This window comes from Fructilactobacillus sp. X1R3C1, from assembly GCF_059901545.1.
Genome location: NZ_JBWXUT010000001.1, coordinates 153207 through 172855 on the forward strand (window position 1 = coordinate 153207; position 19649 = coordinate 172855).

At 31.8% G+C, this 19649-nt stretch carries 21 protein-coding genes; 11 read left to right on the forward strand and 10 right to left on the reverse strand.

The features are described from left to right. Positions 1–5 precede the first annotated feature (5 nt). The 11 genes from AC6UD8_RS00750 (at position 6) to AC6UD8_RS00800 (ending at position 10359) form a co-directional block, all read left to right on the forward strand. Positions 6–1016 carry a 3-oxoacyl-ACP synthase III family protein gene (locus tag AC6UD8_RS00750; RefSeq protein WP_500699068.1) on the forward strand — a complete coding sequence of 337 codons (1011 nt, stop codon included), beginning with the start codon at positions 6–8 and terminating at the stop codon, positions 1014–1016. A 2-nt stretch (positions 1017–1018) separates the two neighbouring features. Then, positions 1019–2776: an HAD-IIIC family phosphatase gene (locus tag AC6UD8_RS00755; RefSeq protein ID WP_500699070.1), complete on the forward strand. Its 1758-nt coding sequence runs from the start codon at positions 1019–1021 to the stop codon at positions 2774–2776. A 1-nt stretch (position 2777) separates the two neighbouring features. Next, positions 2778–3023, forward strand: coding sequence for an acyl carrier protein (locus AC6UD8_RS00760; protein WP_500699072.1), 246 nt, complete (start codon positions 2778–2780; stop codon positions 3021–3023). Further along, positions 3013–3699: a 2-oxo acid dehydrogenase subunit E2 gene (locus tag AC6UD8_RS00765; RefSeq protein WP_500699074.1), complete on the forward strand. Its 687-nt coding sequence runs from the start codon at positions 3013–3015 to the stop codon at positions 3697–3699. The genes AC6UD8_RS00760 and AC6UD8_RS00765 overlap by 11 nt, the downstream gene beginning before the upstream one ends. Positions 3700–3714: 15 nt before the next feature. After that, positions 3715–5202: a phytoene desaturase family protein gene (locus tag AC6UD8_RS00770; RefSeq protein WP_500699076.1), complete on the forward strand. Its 1488-nt coding sequence runs from the start codon at positions 3715–3717 to the stop codon at positions 5200–5202. Next, positions 5203–5934 carry an enoyl-CoA hydratase/isomerase family protein gene (locus tag AC6UD8_RS00775; protein WP_500699078.1) on the forward strand — a complete coding sequence of 244 codons (732 nt, stop codon included), beginning with the start codon at positions 5203–5205 and terminating at the stop codon, positions 5932–5934. After that, positions 5927–6325 carry a hotdog family protein gene (locus tag AC6UD8_RS00780; RefSeq protein WP_500699080.1) on the forward strand — a complete coding sequence of 133 codons (399 nt, stop codon included), beginning with the start codon at positions 5927–5929 and terminating at the stop codon, positions 6323–6325. Before AC6UD8_RS00775 ends, AC6UD8_RS00780 begins: the two co-directional genes overlap by 8 nt. Positions 6326–6338: 13 nt before the next feature. Continuing rightward, positions 6339–6860 (forward strand): 4'-phosphopantetheinyl transferase family protein, encoded by a 522-nt coding sequence (locus AC6UD8_RS00785; RefSeq protein WP_500699082.1) that lies wholly within the window; start codon positions 6339–6341, stop codon positions 6858–6860. A 1-nt stretch (position 6861) separates the two neighbouring features. Then, entirely contained in the window at positions 6862–7764 is a 903-nt protein-coding gene (locus tag AC6UD8_RS00790; protein ID WP_500699084.1) for an NAD(P)/FAD-dependent oxidoreductase, read from the forward strand. Positions 7765–7791: 27 nt separating this feature from the next. Beyond that, positions 7792–8682, forward strand: coding sequence for an MBL fold metallo-hydrolase (locus AC6UD8_RS00795; RefSeq protein ID WP_500699086.1), 891 nt, complete (start codon positions 7792–7794; stop codon positions 8680–8682). A 459-nt stretch (positions 8683–9141) separates the two neighbouring features. Continuing rightward, positions 9142–10359, forward strand: coding sequence for a DNA cytosine methyltransferase (locus AC6UD8_RS00800; RefSeq protein WP_500723549.1), 1218 nt, complete (start codon positions 9142–9144; stop codon positions 10357–10359). Positions 10360–10410: 51 nt separating this feature from the next. On the opposite strand, the gene AC6UD8_RS00805 is transcribed toward AC6UD8_RS00800, so the two are convergent. The 10 genes from AC6UD8_RS00805 to AC6UD8_RS00850 all read right to left on the reverse strand — a co-directional run bounded on the left by AC6UD8_RS00805 (position 10411) and on the right by AC6UD8_RS00850 (position 19638). Continuing rightward, positions 10411–12279, reverse strand: coding sequence for an ATP-binding protein (locus tag AC6UD8_RS00805; protein WP_500699089.1), 1869 nt, complete (start codon positions 12277–12279; stop codon positions 10411–10413). A gap of 153 nt (positions 12280–12432) precedes the next feature. Next, positions 12433–12780 carry a type II toxin-antitoxin system PemK/MazF family toxin gene (locus AC6UD8_RS00810; RefSeq protein ID WP_500693377.1) on the reverse strand — a complete coding sequence of 116 codons (348 nt, stop codon included), beginning with the start codon at positions 12778–12780 and terminating at the stop codon, positions 12433–12435. Continuing rightward, the gene (locus AC6UD8_RS00815) at positions 12780–13046 is read right to left on the reverse strand and encodes an AbrB/MazE/SpoVT family DNA-binding domain-containing protein (protein WP_500693378.1); all 267 of its coding nucleotides are present in this window, start codon (positions 13044–13046) and stop codon (positions 12780–12782) included. Before AC6UD8_RS00815 ends, AC6UD8_RS00810 begins: the two co-directional genes overlap by 1 nt. A gap of 70 nt (positions 13047–13116) precedes the next feature. After that, positions 13117–13761, reverse strand: coding sequence for an amino acid ABC transporter permease (locus tag AC6UD8_RS00820; protein WP_500693379.1), 645 nt, complete (start codon positions 13759–13761; stop codon positions 13117–13119). Beyond that, complete coding sequence (locus AC6UD8_RS00825) at positions 13758–14408, reverse strand: amino acid ABC transporter permease (RefSeq protein WP_500693380.1); 651 nt, start codon at positions 14406–14408, stop codon at positions 13758–13760. Before AC6UD8_RS00825 ends, AC6UD8_RS00820 begins: the two co-directional genes overlap by 4 nt. Then, positions 14405–15268, reverse strand: a complete 864-nt coding sequence (locus tag AC6UD8_RS00830) for a transporter substrate-binding domain-containing protein (RefSeq protein ID WP_500699091.1) — start codon at positions 15266–15268, stop codon at positions 14405–14407. Before AC6UD8_RS00830 ends, AC6UD8_RS00825 begins: the two co-directional genes overlap by 4 nt. Positions 15269–15285: 17 nt before the next feature. Next, entirely contained in the window at positions 15286–16026 is a 741-nt protein-coding gene (locus AC6UD8_RS00835; protein WP_500699093.1) for an amino acid ABC transporter ATP-binding protein, read from the reverse strand. Positions 16027–16227: 201 nt separating this feature from the next. Continuing rightward, positions 16228–17451 (reverse strand): DUF2075 domain-containing protein, encoded by a 1224-nt coding sequence (locus tag AC6UD8_RS00840; protein ID WP_500699095.1) that lies wholly within the window; start codon positions 17449–17451, stop codon positions 16228–16230. Continuing rightward, positions 17444–18853: an MFS transporter gene (locus AC6UD8_RS00845; RefSeq protein ID WP_500699097.1), complete on the reverse strand. Its 1410-nt coding sequence runs from the start codon at positions 18851–18853 to the stop codon at positions 17444–17446. Before AC6UD8_RS00845 ends, AC6UD8_RS00840 begins: the two co-directional genes overlap by 8 nt. A 23-nt stretch (positions 18854–18876) precedes the next feature. Then, the gene (locus tag AC6UD8_RS00850) at positions 18877–19638 is read right to left on the reverse strand and encodes a pyrroline-5-carboxylate reductase family protein (RefSeq protein ID WP_500693385.1); all 762 of its coding nucleotides are present in this window, start codon (positions 19636–19638) and stop codon (positions 18877–18879) included. Positions 19639–19649: the final 11 nt, after the last annotated feature.

The following is a 19649-nucleotide window of genomic DNA, read 5'->3' on the forward strand; positions in this document are numbered from 1 at the left end:
TCATTATGAGTGTTTATATTAACAATGTAAGTACGTCTTTGCCTAATAATTTAGTTACAAATAAAGATTTGGAAAAATATTTTAAAATTCCTGAACAATGGATCTATAGCTTTACAGGCAATAATGAAAGATTCTATTCATTTAACTTTAATACTGGAAAAATTGAAAATACAACACTAGATTTAGCAGTTGAAGCATGTAATAAATTATTTAAACAAAATATTAATGTCAATCTAGTTGATGCACTAATTGTTTCTAGTGGGACACCTGAATATTTAATGCCAGCAACTGTTAATTTATTAGCAGATAAATTAGGTATGAATAATATTCCAACTTATCAGTTGCTTTCTGGATGTTCTGGAGCAATTCAAGAAATAAAATTAGCTTCATATTTACTTGAATCCAATAACATTCATAATGTCTTAGTAGTAGGGGTCGATAGTATTGCTAAATTTATTGATCTTGATAAAGAATTTAATAAAATAAAAAGTAGCGAAATAGTCAACTATGCATTGTTTGGTGATGGAGCTGGAGCAGCAATTATATCTGATAAATCAAAAATTGGGTCTCAAAAAGTAGAATCTATTTTGAACGAATTTACTGGATTAAATGTTAAAAGTGCTCAACAAATAAATTGGATGGGATATGTACCATTTAATAATAATCATAATGAAGACTTTTTATCTGCGAATGAAGACTATAATTTAATAAAAGCTAAAGTTCCTAAGTTATCTAATTATGTTTTACAAAAACTGGGAATTGAGAATAAAAAAATAAATTATTTTTTGCCACCTCAACTGAATAATATTATGACAAAAAGTATAATCGAAGACTCTAATCTTCATTTTGATAAGGTTATAAATGCTGTTGGAGAAGTAGGAAATTGCGGAAATGCACTCCCATTTTTTCAATTAGAAAAACTAATTAATAAATCACATAATGGTGATGTATCTTGCTGTATTGCTATTGAATCTAGTAAATGGATTATTACAGGAATGGTTTTAAAGGGTGTGTAGTAGTGAAAATTATTAAACAAATTAATCATGATTTTAAAAGTAAAGATAATATTGGCTACTCATTTTTAAAAGACAATTTAAATAAAGCTAAAAATGCAGAAAAAATTAAGATTGCAATTATTGGTAACTTCAATGTAGACAATATAAAAAATTATATATCCTTTAACTTTGGAATTAATGATAAATATCCAGATATTTTTATTGGTGACAGTAGTAATTATTTGTATGAATTACTAGATACGAATAGTAGACTATATAATTTTTCTCCAGATATTTGTTTAATACTAATTTCAGATAATGGAATTATATCAAACACACAAAAAGATGAAAATTATTTAATTAATGAAAGTAAACTAATATCTCTGGGTATTAGAAATTTAAAGGAACATTGTAATCCTGATATATTTATAAATGATTTAGTGATTTCCGAAAATGAATTGCACTCATATATTTCTATTGATAAACAAGTTAATATAAAACGAAAAATAATGAGTTTTAACTCTACTTTATTTGATTTATTAAAAGATAAGGTCGTATGTAATGTTTTTTCTACAGCTACTATTTTTCAAGCAACATCAACTAATATTAAAGATTTTGAGATGTTTTACGCCAAACGAATGTTTTCTAACAGTGTTATGAACAAATTTGCAGAAAGCATTATTATGAATGAAATTTCTTCATGGGGTCAAAATAAAAAATGTATTGTTGTTGATTTGGATAATACTCTGTGGGGAGGAATAGTTGGTGATGTTGGATGTCAAAATATAGAGATTGGCGACGACTATCCAGGTAATGATTATAAAAAATTTCAAAGATTTCTATTATTTTTAAAGGATCAAGGCGTTTTGCTAGCGATATGTAGTAAAAATGACATTAATACTATACGGTCAACGTTTAATAAAAATGATGATATGATTTTAAAAATTTCTGATTTTGTGTGTATCAAGTCAAATTGGAAACCAAAATTTGAAAACATTAGTCAGATAGCTAATGAATTAAATATTAGTGAATCAAGTCTTGTTTTTGTAGATGATTCTAAATTTGAATGTCAATTAGTTGAGCACAATACGAATGCGTTTGTCATAAATGAGGATACTCCTAGAGACAATATATCTTCAATTCTAAATTATGGATTTTTTATGAAACAAAATATTACCAATGAAGATAAAGAAAGAACACAGAGTTACAAGGATGATCGAAACAGAAGTAAATTAAAAAATAAATTTTCTTATGAAGAATACTTAAACAATTTAAATTTAAAATTAAGAATTGTAAAGATGAATAATTCCAATATAAATAGGTTTGTTCAGTTAGGATTAAGAACTAATCAATTTAATATGACAACTAGAAGAGATAATAAAGACTTTTTTAATAAAATATTAAATAATAGTAAAAATTATTTAATACGTGGATTTGAATTAGAAGATAGCTACGGTAACTATGGAATCTGTGGAATGATACTTATCAAGTTAGAAAGTAATTCTGCTACAATTTTAAATATGGTTCTAAGTTGTAGAGCCTTTGATAGGGGAGTTGAAAGGGCTTCTTTGTATTATATACTAAAGTACTTAAGGTCTCTAAAGATAGACGAGGTTAATGCTAAGTATATAAAAACAAATAAAAATAGAAGATTTCAATATTTTTTTAAAAATTGTGGATTTGATGTGATTAAAGAAACCAATAACATATGTCTTTATAGATTAAGTAATTTAAGTAATTTAAATTACTTAAAAGTTAAATGGATTAAATTGGAGAAATGATATGAAAAGAAAAGAAATAAGAGATAAAATAATTAGTACTATCTCTTCAACGTTAGATGTAGACTCCCATTCTTTAACAGAAGAAACAGCTCCTTCAAATTTATCTGAGTGGGATTCTGTTAATACCTTAAGAATATATAGTAATATTAAGACTAATTTTAATATTAATATTAATTTTAAGGATTATATGAATTGTAGAAACATTAAAGATCTAGTTAATATTTTAGTGCAAATTAATGTTAAATAAAAAAAGAAAACATACATTATTTTTCTTAAAAAAGTTTAAAAAAGTTCCCGCAGTGACGATAAGTACTGATATAAGTACAAAAAAAATAAAAATAGTGAAGCAAATAAATAACTTAAGTTATTTATCTATATTTGTTTATATTTCACATAAAGTTTTAAATAATTACCCTCAAACAAAATATTTTGTACGATCACTTTTTGGTTATGAGAATCTTATCCCTCTTAGTAGTGGAAATATAAAGTATACGGTTGATAAAATCAGTGAAAATGGGATTCAAGTAGTTGATACACAAGTTTTATTAGATAAAACGATGAATAATATTTATGATATTAGCAAACAAATTTATAGTAAGAAAAACAACCGTAATATGTCAAGCTCACTAAATCTACTTGATAATTTGCCCTTCTTTTTAGGTTACTTTCTTTTTAGTTTATTAGTTGATATTAAAAATTATAGAGATAAACTCTTGGGAACGTATTCAATTACTTCTTTAGGAAAATTCGATGTTAAGAGTGTTATACCAATTAGTTCCTCAAGCATATGTTTAGCATTTGGGAGAATTAATAATAATAAAATTACAGTAACGTTAACGTTTGATCATAGAATTATTGATGGGGCTCTTGCCGCTTCAATTTTAGAAGAATTGAAATATGAAATGGAAAATTTTGAATTATAGAAAAGAGATGATTATATGTTAAGTTCTTCCTTAGAATATGATGATGTAATAATTGGTGGTGGCATTAGTGGATTATCAATTGGTATTTATTTATCAAAACTTGGTCATAAAGTTTTGATATGTGAAAAGCACTATAAGCCAGGTGGTTATGTGCATTCATTTACTAGGAATAATGGTAATTATTTATTTGATTCTGCAGTTAGAATAGTGGCTGGTGGGAACAGTGGATTATTGGGTGATTTATTACATTCGATGGATCTTCAATTAAATGATTTGTTTATAAAGTTACCTAATGTTTATAAAGCAAGTTATCCAGATTTTTCTTATAACTCTGGAAACACTAAAGAAAAGTTTATTAATTCATTGGAAAAGTTATTTCCAAAAGAAAAAGAAAATATATTAAATATATTTAATGAAATGCAGAAAATATATGAATCTGTTTTAAATATACAGAAAAATAGTAATAAATCTGTCTTAGATGATGACATGTTTATAAAATACTATAATACATCATTTTCTGATTTGTTATCACAATATACAAACAATTTAGAATTGAAAGATGCAATATCAGCTCTTTGGGCTTATTTTGGAACAATTCCAAGTAAAGCCTCCGCTATATACTATTCTTATGCCATTTTATCATTTTTTAATGAAAATGCTTATTATGTAAAGGGCTCTTTTTCTGAATTTACTAATAATTTAGTTAAAAAATATAAAGAAGTTGGTGGAACATTAATACTAAAATCTCAAGTGAAAAGGGTTCTATTAGAAAACAATGTAGCTAAGTATGTTCTTCTTAAAAGGAATAGAAGGATAGAAATTAAAGATAATTTGATTGTTGCAAGTGATTTATTAAACTTTATTAACAATATATTACCAGATCAAACATTCCCTAAGCGATATATTTCTAAAATAAGGAAATTAAAAACTCCTTTATCTGCTTTTCAGACGTATCTTGTTGTAAAAAAGAGAATAATTCATGATACTGATTTGAAACATGAAAATTTTTATTTTGGTTCTTATAATAATGAAGAAGTCTTTAATAGTTTTTCAAATTTTAACGAAAAAAATAATAGATTTTTAGCATTTTCTATATCGTGTCCAAGCCTTGTAGATAAATCTTTAGTGCCAAATAATATGGAATCCATCGTATTAACAACTTTTGTTCCATTTAATTTAGTTAATGATTGGAGAACAATAAAAAAAATAACTGAAGATAAACTTATAAAGCAGGCATGTGAAGTGATTCCTAATTTAAAAGAAAACATTCTTTTTAAAGAAAGTTCAACACCAAATACTTGTTTACGATATACATTAAATAATAATGGGTCGCCATTTGGTTGGGAACAAGATATAAATCAAATGTTTAAAAGACCACAAAATATTACTCCAATAAAAAATATTTTTTTAACTGGTCATTGGACTAGTACTGGAGGAGGAATTGTATCATCAATTTTATCTAGCTATAATTTATTCAAATACATTCAGAATTCGGAGAAATAAATGATTGATTTAGAGGAGAAAGTATATAAGATTAAGTTGAATTATTCAAATGGTAATATATTTAGTGTTAATTTTATAAATGGATTAGTAGAATCATTTAATAAGGCGAATAACTCTAATGCTAATATAATTGAAATATCAAGTAAAGATCGTGTCTTTTTTTCCAAGGGACCAGATTTGAATGCATTAAATTTGTTATCTAAAAAATCTATCACAGACAAAAATAATTATTTATTATATGTCCTTAATAAATTAAATGATTTGATAATTGATTTTATTAAGTCTGATAAATTAATTATTTTAAAAGTATCTGGAGCTGCATATGGTGGAGGATTAAACCTATTTTTATGTTCTGACTTACGTTATGCTACTAAAAAGACAAAAATATTTGAACATTTTACTACCTTTGGATTACCTATTGATTTAAGTTCTAGTATTTTCCTTCCAAAGTATATTGGTATAACAAATACTCAAAAATTAATTTATATGAACAATATTATAGGAGGAGAAGAAGCTACAAAGTTAGGTATTTTCCATAAGTGTTTTGATAATAGTAAAGAAATGAATCAAAAAATTGATTTAATTGAAAAACAAATAACAGAAAAACAAATACAATCTATAAAATTATCTAATAAGCTAATGTTAGGAGATTTAGACGAAATAAAGAAGAAGTTACTATTAGAATCTAAGTATTTAAGGGAACAACTAATAAAGGGAATTTATAATGAATGATATTATTATGGACAAATTGAAACAACGTCCGCCATTTTTAATGGTAGATGATTTGTTGTATGTGGATAATAAGAAAGTTGTGACAAAAAAGTTTTTAACTAGAAATGATTGGTATTCTACTAGTAATCAATTATTAAATGTTTTATTGGTTGAATTTGCAGCTCAGTCAAGTATGCTCTTAAAATTCGATAATAATATTGTTAATGGATATTTAACTGGCATAAAGGAATTTTGTTTTTTTAAAAGAGTTAAAGTTGGCACAACATTAAAAGCTTATATCGAGTTAGAAAATATTATTGGTAATTTTGCTCTAGTAAGGTGTGTCATTTATGATAATAAAAAGAATAAAGTTTCCGAGGGAACTATTAAGTTCTATTTGCAATTTAAATGAAAATGATATTCTTATGATTGATTTAAGACTATTTTATAAGCATAAATCTTTAAGAATAAGACAAAAGATCATTGAGAGGGATATAGTTAAATTATTATTTGGAGTTGATTGTTATTTAAAGAAAAACAACAAAGGGGAACCATATGTAGTCTCTATCAATAAAAACAAGGTATCCAATTGTAGTATTTCACATAAAGATTATTTTTTGATTTTTGCTTATTCCTCTAAATCCATTGGCATAGATATAGAAAGTGTTCATAATGAAATTGGTGATTGGTCAGTTCTTAATTACTTTTTTTCTGATTATGAAATATATTCTTTATATCATACAAAAAATACTATTATTGATTTTAATGTTATGTGGTCCCTTAAAGAATCCTATTTCAAGTGTCTAGGAACTGGGATGCAATGTTCAACACCCTTTAGTATTGATTTAAGAAAATTTAATTTTAAAATACCATATAATTTTTTGGCAACAGCAAAAATTATTTATGACAATGATTATGTTATAACTAGTGTTATTAAGGAGGCGTGAATTGAAAAAAATTGCTGTAATTGGAGGGGGACCAGTTGGATTATATGCTGCTTATTGGGCATATAAAAATGGTTTTGAAGTTTCATTATTTGAATCTACAGATAAATTAGGTGGACAACTTGTTAATGCATATCCTAATAAAATAGTTAAAGACCTTCCGGGAATTGATGAGATAAAAGCAGAAAAATTTTCTCAAAGAATGATGAATCAATTAATTAACACTAATGTAAAAATATATTTAAATAGTAAAATAACACAGATCAAATGTATAAAAAAGAATGTTAAAATTTTTTTGGAAAATGAAACAAGTTATGTTTTTGATGGATTATGTTTAGCTGTTGGATGCGGTAATTATATTCCTAAAAAACTGGATATTACAAATGCAGATTATTTTGTGAAAGATGTTGATAAATTTAAAAATAAAGATGTCGTAATATTTGGTGGTGGTGAAGCTGCACTTGATAATGCACTTTTGTTATCTAATATTGCTAAATCTGTTTCGATTGTACATCGGAGAGAAAAATTTAGAGCTACACCAAGCATGCTTTCAGAAGTGGAGAAAAGTAATATTAAAGTTTGTAAGCCATATTTAATTAGCAACATAATTTTTACTGATATTTATGATATAAAATTAAAGGAAATTCATACTAGGCAAGAATTAAGAATGATTTCTGATAAAGTTTTAGTAAATTATGGATTTAGATTTAATTTACAATTTTTGAATAATTGGGGAATTGAATTACGTAAAAATAAAATAAAAGTTGATCGTAAAATGGTTACCAATTATAGAAATATAGTAGCTGTTGGAGATGCCACGATATATGATGGCAAGATTTATAGGATGATAAACGGATTTGGAGAGGTTCCAATAGCAATTGAATCTCTTAAGTTTAATATTGGTTAATAATTATTCATGTAGGGGTATTATCAGATGGAAAAAATAAATAAAAATATATATAAATTTACTTTTCCACAAAATAATGAATTACCAAATGTAAATACTTATTTCTTTTTAAAAGAAAGAATATTGATAGATGCGGGGCCTAGTTCAATTGAAGCATTGAAAATATTAACTAATAATTTAAAGCAATTTAATTTAAAAATTAGCGATATAAAATATATAATACTTACACATCATCATGTTGATCATTGCGGATTGTTAAAGTTTATTCCAAATAGCATTCCAGTTATATTTGACGAGAGTATAAGATTTTATGGTAGTAGTTCATACTTAAAGTCTATTTTGGATTTTGTAAAACCAATAAGAGTTTCTAGTAAATATAAATCACAAATTGTTAATGGATTAGTAAGCGAGTATATTCCGTGGATTTTTAATAAAAAGATAATAAGTATTAATAATTTAAAGCGACTTGGTTTTTCATATAACTGTATGAAAGGTCATTCAAGTTTAGATCTCATTTTAGTGATGGAAAATTATATATTTAGCGGAGATGTTTTGGTAAAGGGTATATTATTTAATTATTTATTAGATTTTTCTACTTACAGTGAAACTATTATAAATACACTAAAATCTGATTATAAAAAAGAACTTAAATATTTATTTAATTTTTCAAATAAATATTTTATTTTCCCTGGACATCGAAATCATATGAATTATGAGATCAAGAACAGAACGATTAAAGTTAATTTTAAAAGAATGAATGAAATGGAATTACGAATATTTAGTATTTTCAAAAAAAATCATGACATATCGAATGTTCTTAACACAGCATTTCCTGTTATTTCTAGTTATAATGCCTTTTTATCTTATTCTGAAGTATATGAAACATTAAATAACAATTTAAAGTGGGAGAAAAAGTAATTTTATGAAATATTTTATATTTTCGTGTGAATTAATTGCGATGGTTGTATGGTTAATTTATGGTGTTAAGCCAATTCTTGGTAAAATTATAGGTATCATTATTATTATTATTATTTCACAATTAGCTCATATTACCTTCAATGCTAGGTGAATTTAGATAAAATTATTCTTTAATTTTATTACAGTGAAAATATGATTTAAAATTATGGAGTATTTTAATGCTTGATTGCTTAGATATAGAAGTGTTAATAATTAATGAATATGTAATCCTCTTTAATACTAATCTTGTTTAATCTTAATAAAACCAATATTTATCATGATTTTAATATAGTTTATTTGATTGTATTATTAATATATTATGTAAATTTTTATAAAGATAGTGTTTTTAAAGTGCCGTCATAGTAGAATAAACATAAGAAAGTTTTAAAGAGTGGGTGACAGGTAGTGAATATACTGGATTTGTTTTCTGGAGCTGGAGGATTAACAGAAGGTTTTAGAGATAAAGATTTTAATATAATTTCTCACATTGAGATAGATAAAGATGCTTGTAAAACTCTTAGATTAAGAGATGCATTTTATTATTTAAAAAGTAATGGACAAATGACTGTTTATGCTTCTTTTTTACATGGGGATATTTCCTATGATGATATGTTGAATTTTGTTCCCACTAATTTGATTAATAAAACTTTAAATTATGATATTTCTGCAAATAATTTAAAAAAAATATTTGCAGAAATTGATAAAAGAAACAATAATAAACAAATTGATGGAATTATAGGTGGACCACCTTGCCAAGCGTATTCTTTAATTGGAAGAGCTAGAAACAAGCCCAAGTTAGCTACGGATAGAAGGATATATTTATATAAATACTATGTTGAATTTTTAAAAAAATACGATCCTAATTTTTTCGTTTTTGAAAATGTTAAAGGTTTGCTTTCTTTTAAAGATATCAATAACAAAAAAATATTAGATGAAATGATAAATGATTTTAATAAAATTGGATATTTTATCCAATTTAAAGTAATTAATATGATAAATTATGGTGTTTCTCAGAGGAGAGAAAGAGTTATAATTTTTGGGGCAAAAGATAAATCTATTGTGAATAACTTTTTTAGTATTTTATCTAATTTTCAAGAAAGTTCAATGTCTGTTAATGATCTATTTTCTGATCTTCCCTTTATGCACAGTGGGGAAATAGATAACCATTATGCATCTAACTTAAATATTGGTTCTTTAAAGAAGAAGTATTATAGAAGATATAATTTACCTTTAACGATGAATGTTGCACGAAAACATCGATTAAAAGATTTAGATATATATAAGTTTGTTGCCATTGCTAAAAAACATGGAGAAACTATAAGATATAATCAACTAAAACCTGAATGGCAATCTCATAAGAATAAGACAGGATTTTTAGATCGATATAAAGCAATAGATGGTAACGATGTGTCTCATACTGTAGTAGCTCATATTGCTAAAGATGGGAATTATTATATTCATCCTGATCCAAATCAAAATAGGTCTATAACTGTCAGAGAAGCAGCTAGGTTACAAGGATTTCCCGATGATTATTATTTTGAAAGTAGTAGAACAAGTGCTTTTAAACAGATTGGTAATGCTGTTCCTCCTATCATGAGTAAAAAAATTGCATTAACAATCCTTAACTTGAATAATTAAATATATTTCTTAATAAAAACGCTTAAATAAATACTTATTTAAGCGTTTTTATTACTCTTTAGTCTCCATGATTTTAAATGCTAATACTAAATTAGTTCTTAATTGATTCCAAATGCTTTGTAGTTCATCAAAAGAAATAATGTAGTAAGGGTCATGTTGAACATTATTTAAATTAGGGAAAGTGGTACAATTGTCAATATTTTTTAACGAAACATTTTTACTCTTTTCTTCTAACAATCCCTTTTCAGTTAGCAATTCTAATGTAATTCTGTATTTTTCTTTTAGAGATAATGAAGTTGAACATAAAGAAGTTAATGAATTTAAAATTTCATCAGATTTTTTAGGATCAAAATGTTCATTGCTTTTGGGCATCATATCTTTTATATTTTTTGTTGTAATTATAGCATCCTTTTGTTTTTTATTATAATTATTTTTAAGGTATTCCCAATTGTTTTTTACTACTAAAGTACATGTATTATCAATCATTGCACGAAGAAGAAGAGCTTGCGTGTTAATGAATTTATTTTTATTGGTTTTAGGAGCAGTTGCATTAAACATTTCTTGACCAATCATTTTTATTTTTTTGTTTTTTATATTCCCAGTAATGAAATCTGATGGAATTAAATCTGTATATATACTGTTATCAATTTTTGACGGTTTAGAATTATCTACTAATATGTTTATTATTTTGTTTTTGTCTGATACAGACATATCAGTATTGTCTAATTTATTTATATTATTGATTAATATTTCTTCTGTATTATTATTAAAAAATTTAGATTTTTTCAAATTTTCAAATTTTTTGTTTTCTTTTAAAGATTGTTGTGATCTCTTTTTACGAGAATCTTTTCTATGTTTTCGCCATTTGTTTTCAACTAATTTAATTAAACTGTTCATTTCTTTTTTAATTTGTCTTATATCATCATTTGAATCCCAATTAATCGATTGTCTATCTGTTGATATAGTATCTTCAGAGTAATTATCAATGCAATCTATATCAAAATAACCAACTGAATAACTATAAAACAGATCGTTAGCACGATCGCTAAATTGTTTTGTTGATAGTTCGCTAGCTAATTTTCCTCTAACAATGACACTAAATCCAGATTGAGATGCATAAAATGGTGTTGCTCGAGTAAATATTTCTCCCCTTACTTTTTTATTATTTAGTTGCTTTAAATCGTTGTTACTTTTTATTTCATCTTGGAAGTCTTCAGGGAATCTATATGTCTGTTCTAATTTATTTTTTTCTGGCTTTATACTGTCTATAAAAGATTTTGAATTTAAGATTTTCTTTTTATTATGGGTTATATCTGTTAAAGTAGCTCTAAAGTCATTATCAGAATATTTGTTAAATCTTTTTGCTAGAGAATTTGCTAAAGATTTTATGTCCATTATTTTCTTTAACTTTAAATCTTGAATCTTTATTCTGGTTCCAGAATGATTTGATGTTCTTTCTTTTACATATAAAGATTTAGGATGATATCGTTTACTATCTGGGGTTTGAGTAATTTGTAGGTAATCCATTTCGAAACCATTTTTTTCACCATCTTGAATGCTTGTGACCGATATTTTGTCAGCAATTCCAAATAAAGCCAACTTTCCTAAACCTTTTCTCCCAGTTACTAGTCTTCCTGAAGGTGATACATTGCCATTTTTAGGTTGCAATCTTCTGTTTCTTGAAACTAGTAAAAATTCATTATTTAAGTCTTCGTATGACATTCCAATTCCATCATCAGAAATGGTAATAGTTTTATTACTATAATCAATGTCTATAGTAACTTTATGAGCATCAGCATCCCAAGAATTTGTTATAAGTTCATTCAAAGCTGCAGGGAGTTGTTTATATAATCCAACGCCTAAAGACTGAACCACACTTGGAGCATAATTTAATGTATATTCATCTTCTTCTTTTTTCATAAATAATATCCTTATCTTAATTATTTTTAATTGATTCAAAGTTTGTTAAAGTTTTACTTAATGTAATTATATGAGTAAATATTAATAATCGCAAGATTACAAATATAATTAAAAAAGAGGTCACACCTTCGTGTGGCCTCTTTTTCGTACCTTTTAAAAGAACTGTTTAATGTTATTAGTAATTTTCCGCATGTCCCGATCGTCTAACTTTGCGACCAACTTGGTTTCACTTCGAACTTCCATGTCCACGGTTCGGACGTGCTGAAGCATGGCAGTCCCATGAACGTTTTTGTTATTAACCTGAAAGTATAGTGGTGATTTCACGTACTTCTTTTCTTCCAGGTACTTAGCGGAAGAACTGATTGGAATTACAATCACCGTGTTCATTAGATGATTATAGTGATTATTACTAACAACCAGACACGGACGTTTTTTCTTGGTTTCGGTGCCAAGTGCCGGTTCAAGATTAACGAAGTAAATCTCACCTTGTTTATAATTCATTAATCGATAACCTCCGACCCCTGATCAGGGCCCCAATCTTGTTCCGAACTGCTGACGTTACCGTATTTCTTTTCCTGATCTTCAACGATTTTCCAAAACCCTTCAAAGGATTCTTTAGGTGCCATTGTTACCGAACCATCTTTTTGAATTGTAAATTCCAGTTGGTCGTTCTGCTTAAGATTGAGAATGTCACGGACGGTTTTTGGAATCGTAATTTGATTCTTACTCGTCATTGTTGCTGTGATTTTAATTTTGTTTGTCAACATGCATTAACCTCCCATATGCCCTCATCCAATGTAGCTCAAAATCAAGGGAAAGGGAAGCAATTTGTGCAGGCTAAACCATTCTTTTGTCGAACCATTTTGCAAGTAAGGAAAGTCCGTAGTTAATAATGAAGTACATAATGGCAATCGTGACAAACATCGGAATCATGTAGTTAGGGTTCTGACCGTAGATGACCTGAGACCTAAAGGTTAGTTCTGGAAGGACAATGGCGGTTGCTAACGAAGTATCCTTAACTAGTGAAATGAATTGGGAAATCAGTGGTGGAATGGACTTCTTTAGGGCCTGTGGTAACAGGATGTGCCATAACGTTTGGGCCTTATTCATTCCGGTAGAAAGGGCACCTTCAGCCTGGTCAACTCCAACTGAGAGTAAGCCACCACGGATAATCTCACCAACCATACTGGCTTCAAAGACCGACATGGCAACGACCGTGGCCGCAAAGGAATTCAACTCGACCCCTAACTTTGGTAAAGCGAAGAAGGTGAAGAAGATAAGAAGCAGTAAGGGAAGATTTCTGATGGTGTTGGAAATGAAACGAACCGTTTTGGTAAAGTAGGGAACTTTTTCAAATAGGATAATTCCGATTAGAGTTCCCAGGATAAAACTAATAATAATTGAAATCACTGATACCAGAATGGTAACGACTAGACCACCCAGTAAATAGTGCATGTTAATTAAACTAAATGCTCCACTCATTGTGTGACACCTCCGTTCACTTTGCGCTCAATCACGCTCATGCATTTGGAAACGGAGACGGTGATGATGAGGTACAAAATTCCAACGATGATGTAGGTGTTAAATGGGTCAAGATTTTCACCAGAGATAACGTTGGCCTGGTACATTAAATCGAATCCGGCCACAAATGACAGAATTGATGAGTTTTTAACCAAGTTAATGAACTGGTTTCCAAGCGATGGAATGGCTAGCTTGAATCCCTGGGGTAAGACCACTTGAATCATGGCCTGAGTGTACGTTAATCCGTTCGCTCTGGCACCTTCCATCTGGCCCGGATCAACTGAATCAACGCCACCTCTAATACACTCAGCGATAAACGCAGACGTATAGAGGATTAATCCAATGGTCCCAGACCAAAATCCAGAAATGTGAAAATCAGCTGCGACCACCACGTAGAAGAATAAGGTGATGACCAGAAGTGGGATGTTTCTAAAGAATTCGACAAACGCACTTCCGATGAATTTAAGTAATTTATTTGGAGCCATTTCTAGAAGGGCAAAGATGGTCCCCAAGACTAGTGATCCAACTAATCCAATGATTGAGGATAGGATGGTAATCCAGAAGCCGTCTAGAAGAGTTTTCCAATTTTCAAGAAAGATATTTATCATTTTTCAAGACTCCTCCAATCTAATCCAGGCACGTTTGAGAACCATTTCTTAATCAACTTGTTGTAAGTTCCGTCGGAAATGACTTGTTCTAAAGCTTTATCCATGGCGGCCTTCAGTTCAGGTTGGTGCTTGTTCATTGCTAGTCCGTAGGGTTGATTAGTGAATGGTTTTCCAACAACCTTGGTGGAACGATTTTGATCAGCGAGACCATATAGAATGGCGTTATCGGTAGTCACGGCCACTCCCTGACCAGATTCAAGAGCACTTAAGGCCTGGGAGTTATCTGGCATCGAGATGACCTTCGCCTTTGGAGCAAACTGTTTCATGGTTTGAATCGCAGTGGTTCCAATGGTCGTGATAACAGTGTATTTAGGATTGTTTAACTGACGAATGTCCTTAATTGGGGAATCTTTTTTAACCAGAATTGATTGGCCAGCTGGAAAATACGGTTTGGTAAAGTCAATCACTTTGGCTCTCTCGGGTGTGATGGTCATCGTTGCGGCTACTGCTTCAACCTGATTGTTTTTTAGTAATTGGATTTTAGAGTTAGTGGTGACCGAAGTGAATTCGGGCTTGATTTTCGTTCCGGCGTCCTTGGCCATTTGGGCGGTGACGGCGCGCGCCATGTCGACATCAAATCCTTCACTTTGACCGGTCTTGGGACTGATTAAGCCAAATAATCTGGTATCACCCTTAACTCCCCAGTGCATGACGTGGCTGTCCTTGATCCTGGCGTAGTCATTGGTTGCGACCGATTGATGTTTCTTAGCCTCAAGTCCGGTAAAAATGCCGCCAATGATTATGACAATTAGGATGACGGAGGCAATCAAACCCACTCGTTTTAACTTAAATTTACTCATGGAATCTACCTCACTTTTTATTTATGTTCAACTTGTGATAAGAACTTGCGAGCTCGTTCGGTCTTAGGGTGATCGAAAAATTCATCGGTTTTAGAATTTTCCAGGATTTTCCCGTCAGCCATGAAAATAACGCGATCAGCAACGGATCTGGCAAAGCCCATTTCATGAGTAACAACGAGGGTCGTCATGTCAGATGTGTTGGCGATGTCCTGCATGATGTCTAACACACTTCCGACCATCTCGGGATCAAGGGCAGAGGTTGGTTCGTCAAACAGCAACACCTTAGGATTCATTGCCAGGGAGCGAGCAATGGCAATTCGTTGTTGTTGACCACCAGATAATTGAGCTGGGTATTTGGCTCCTTGTTCCGGTAGGTTAACTCGTTCAAGTAGTTTTTTTGCTACCTTTTCGTTTTCAGTTTGAGGACGTTTTAAGACGATTCGTGGAGCCAACGTGATGTTTTCGGTGATGGTTTTGTTGTTGTAAAGGTTGAAATGCTGAAAGACCATCCCAACGTCAGTTCTAAGTTTATTAAGGTTGGTTTTGTTGCTTGACAGATCTTTGCCGTCAACAATGAGTTGTCCCTGTTGAATGGTCTCTAGTCCATTAATGGTTCTAAGTAAAGTTGATTTACCCGATCCAGATGGTCCGATTAACACAACGTTTTCACCTTCGTGAATATCAAGGTTAATGTTGGTTAACGCGTGAAATTTGCCGTAGTACTTTTCTACGTCTTTGAATTGAATGATTGATCCCATTAAATTGTCCTCCTTATCATAAGCTCCAAAAAATGTATTTTGGGGTTATGACTAGATTATACGCATTGAAAGGAAATTACTAGCACTGATGGCACATTTTGTTACACAAAAGTAAATTTTTTTATCAGAACAACCAAAAAAGCCCCAAAATACGAACATTATGGGGCCCTTTGGCTTAATTATCTTTAAAATGGAACTTACTTAGTGGTTGATCTTTTGAAATGATTTCATTAATGCTTCTCTAAGCTTCGGATCGTGAGCAAAGATGAAAGTCCCAAAGACACCGCGCTTCATTAACACATTCACGGAGTTCAGGATGATTTGCCGCCCTATTTGTGCAAATTCTTTCGGATCCGTGATGTCTTTTCGGTGTTTTTTGCTTTCAACATCGGTTTGCTTTTTTAAATCGACCTTTACGCGATGATCTTTAGGGTCAAGATAGATTGGCGGACCTAAAATAATGCCAACGTAGTTCAAATCAAATCCCTGACAGGTGTAAATGGAGCCAACTTCATTGATGGTTTGAGGAATTTCCGCCCACGGAGTACTGGTGTAATTGTACTGATCCCACGGCATTTTGAAACCACCAAGTTCTTTGATGTAATGTTTTCCGCCATCTAAAGTTGATGGATAGCCGGTGGTCGAAACAATTCGGGATAAGCCCACCTCATGGTTTTTCTTCACAATCGCTTGGCGCATTTTTTCAGCGTCATCAAAGATTTGAAAGTCGTAACCAGTATCGGCGTCCTTGGGGATTGGCAGCAACTTGCCTCTCGTAAATTCATTGATCCAGTGAACCAAGTCTGGTTTAGCGGTCATGCGAAACTGATGGGTCAGTTGATAACTTTCGTGATAGTAGGGTTCAAGTAGTTTGTTTAAACGTTGCTTGTCCCAGTAACACTTGGTTCGTAGTACCTGATTCATGTCAAAGACGGCAATGACGACCTTGCTTGACTTAATGATTTCTTCTAACTGGTTTTTCTGATAGAAATTATTGTAATGGTCTGGTGAAGATAGTAGTAAATGGGCCTCATCAACAATCACAACGTCAGCACGTTCGTTTCGCTTGTGCATTTGGTTAATAAATGAGGTAGGACGCATAAAGTTCTTTTTTAAAACATTATCTTCGGATCCAGCAATTTGTTTGTAAACCTTCAAAACTTCTGGATGGTTAACTAAGAAGTAGTTCTTAGTGTCATGAAGCTTGCCTTTTTTCTTTGCGGCTTGTTGAATGTTGAAAAAGAGTTGACTCAAAATGACACTTTTACCCGTACCGGCATCTCCAAAGATCGTGAAAACGGACGGTTGTTTTTGATCGATTCGTTGATTAATAAATTGTTCGATTTGATTAATTAATTGTTCCTGTTCCGTAGTTAAATGGTGAAGGTTGGGAGCAAGTTTTTTAATTGCTTGATTGTTATGCATTTTTTGCGAGGTGCTTTCTTTGAATGGTCCAGTTAACTAGTGCAAGAATTAAGCCGAAAACGGCCAGTACGAACAGGAGTAAGAAGTCCATGTGACCACCCATGACCGTCTTTGAGACGTATTGGGAGTAACCATTAGCCTGATTCTGGTTAAAGGCGTAGATCGTTGCCAGGACACTAGTACCGATTGAACCAGCGTATTGTTGGAGCATGTTAAAGAGCGAGTTCACGTCGGCTGAATCAGATTGTGGAGCGGTTTCTTGAGCGTTGGTAATGGTACAGGAGAACGCGCAGTTAAATCCAATTCGTAAAAGTGTGAATAACAGCGTCAACACGACCACCGTGAAGGCTGCGGTCATGGAACTAAACAAGAACGTGGCGATTGACAGCAGAACCATCCCAATCATGATTGGTTTAAAGGCTCCGAACCGGTCATAAGCGCCTCCCGCAAATGGCGAAATGAGGCCACCAATGATTGAACCTGGCAGCAGAATCAGTCCGGCAACCATGGCACTGGTATGAAGAACCGTCTCAGCGTAAATTGGAATTACGAATGACGCCCCAATATTAATGAACATCAACAAGAAGTAGTTCACGGCGTTCAGTGAAACCGTGGGGATCTTGAGTGGGTGAAGCGACATTAGCTGTGAATCACCATGACCATTGAGGTAGATAAATAAGACTAAGGTGATTAATCCAATGACGATGGGAATGAAGCCACTCATAAACGTTGCACCCTTGACGCCAAACTGGTTAGCACCCCAAACAAATGAAAATAGGGTCACGATCAAGAGGGCAAAGCTAACGAAATCAAATCGTTTGGAGATTCCCGGAGCTTTAAGATCAATGCTCTTAAGTCCGATAAACAGGGTAATTAGGACGATTGGGAAAGCCACGATGAAGATGTAACGCCATGAAAGTAGTGATGATAGCGTTCCCCCGTAAGTTGGTCCCAGTGCGGGAGCTAGTGAGATAACCATTGAAGCAATTCCAGTATAAAAGCCGATTTTTGGTCGGGGTACTTCAGCAAAAATGATTTGATACATCATCGGAAGTGAGATTCCGGTGGCAGCTGCTTGAATTAATCGTCCGACTAATAGGAGCCAGAAGTTGGGTGCGACCGCACACAAAATATCACCAAGGATAAACGCGGTGACCGCAAAGACGAAAATGTTTTTTAGTGGGAATTTCTTTAAAAGGTATGCTGTCGTTGCCATGGTAATGGTAACGACTAGTAGGTATCCAGTTGAAATCCACTGAACTAAGTTTAACGAAATGTGAAAAATTTGTGAGAGTTCTGGAAACGTAACGTTCATTGAAGTTTCTAATAGAATTCCACAAAATGATAGTAACGCGGTGGCGAGGATCGCGATTTTGGTTTTTAAGCTTACTTTTGAATCCAAATAATTTCCTCCATTACCATATTTTATTTGTTGGCGTCGTTAACCGCCTTGTTGACGGCATTTCTAAAGCCGGTGGCGTCTAAAGCGACCACCCCACGAATGGTAGAACCACCAGGTGAGGTAACTTGGTCTTTCAAAGTTGCCGGTGAAATGCCAGTATCGAGTGCTAATTTGCCACTGCCTTGAACCATACTTGCAGCGACCTTAAAGGCGGTCTCACGGTCAAGGCCATTTTGAACGGCGGCGTCAGCTAAGGCGTCCATGAAGACGTCGACAAAAGCTGGGCCACATCCAGCAACCGTTCCCACGATGCCAAGGTTTTGGTTACTGGTCTTAATGAGCGTTCCTAGGTTAGTGACAACGTCTAAAGCCGACTTAACGTCTGCTTCATTGGCATTCTTAGATTTACCAACGGCGATGCAACCGGCGTTCACAGCAACCGGGATGTTAGGTACGATACAAACCACTGAGTTGTTTTGGTGCACGTCATTAATGGCTTGTTCACTAACCCCCTGGGCCGCTGAAACGATCACAGTTTGGTCTGGCAATTTGGTGTTCTTCAGCACTGCCACTGTGATTGGTGCGGGAGTTGTTACAAATAGGACGTTTAAGTCACTTGGAAAATCATCGGTGACAATTGTGAAGCCAAGGTCTTTTGAGAAGTTTTTGAGCTCGTCGGTTACGTGATGTCCCTTTACTAAAATGTCACTCGCGTTATATTTGTTGACAAGTCCTTTAATGATGGCGCTGCCCATATGGCCGGCACCTAATACTCCAATTTTCATGTGATTCACTC

Coding starts and splice junctions, on each gene's coding strand:
- AC6UD8_RS00840 (WP_500699095.1), bottom strand. CDS start 17,451: ATGCATAACAATCAAGCAATTAAAAAACTTGCTCCCAACCTTCACCAT.
- AC6UD8_RS00760 (WP_500699072.1), top strand. CDS start 2,778: ATGAAAAGAAAAGAAATAAGAGATAAAATAATTAGTACTATCTCTTCA.
- AC6UD8_RS00770 (WP_500699076.1), top strand. CDS start 3,715: ATGTTAAGTTCTTCCTTAGAATATGATGATGTAATAATTGGTGGTGGC.
- AC6UD8_RS00785 (WP_500699082.1), top strand. CDS start 6,339: ATGATTGATTTAAGACTATTTTATAAGCATAAATCTTTAAGAATAAGA.
- AC6UD8_RS00775 (WP_500699078.1), top strand. CDS start 5,203: ATGATTGATTTAGAGGAGAAAGTATATAAGATTAAGTTGAATTATTCA.
- AC6UD8_RS00820 (WP_500693379.1), bottom strand. CDS start 13,761: ATGAGTGGAGCATTTAGTTTAATTAACATGCACTATTTACTGGGTGGT.
- AC6UD8_RS00805 (WP_500699089.1), bottom strand. CDS start 12,279: ATGAAAAAAGAAGAAGATGAATATACATTAAATTATGCTCCAAGTGTG.
- AC6UD8_RS00810 (WP_500693377.1), bottom strand. CDS start 12,780: ATGAATTATAAACAAGGTGAGATTTACTTCGTTAATCTTGAACCGGCA.
- AC6UD8_RS00765 (WP_500699074.1), top strand. CDS start 3,013: ATGTTAAATAAAAAAAGAAAACATACATTATTTTTCTTAAAAAAGTTT.
- AC6UD8_RS00795 (WP_500699086.1), top strand. CDS start 7,792: ATGGAAAAAATAAATAAAAATATATATAAATTTACTTTTCCACAAAAT.
- AC6UD8_RS00830 (WP_500699091.1), bottom strand. CDS start 15,268: ATGAGTAAATTTAAGTTAAAACGAGTGGGTTTGATTGCCTCCGTCATC.
- AC6UD8_RS00815 (WP_500693378.1), bottom strand. CDS start 13,046: ATGTTGACAAACAAAATTAAAATCACAGCAACAATGACGAGTAAGAAT.
- AC6UD8_RS00835 (WP_500699093.1), bottom strand. CDS start 16,026: ATGGGATCAATCATTCAATTCAAAGACGTAGAAAAGTACTACGGCAAA.
- AC6UD8_RS00750 (WP_500699068.1), top strand. CDS start 6: ATGAGTGTTTATATTAACAATGTAAGTACGTCTTTGCCTAATAATTTA.
- AC6UD8_RS00780 (WP_500699080.1), top strand. CDS start 5,927: ATGAATGATATTATTATGGACAAATTGAAACAACGTCCGCCATTTTTA.
- AC6UD8_RS00850 (WP_500693385.1), bottom strand. CDS start 19,638: ATGAAAATTGGAGTATTAGGTGCCGGCCATATGGGCAGCGCCATCATT.
- AC6UD8_RS00825 (WP_500693380.1), bottom strand. CDS start 14,408: ATGATAAATATCTTTCTTGAAAATTGGAAAACTCTTCTAGACGGCTTC.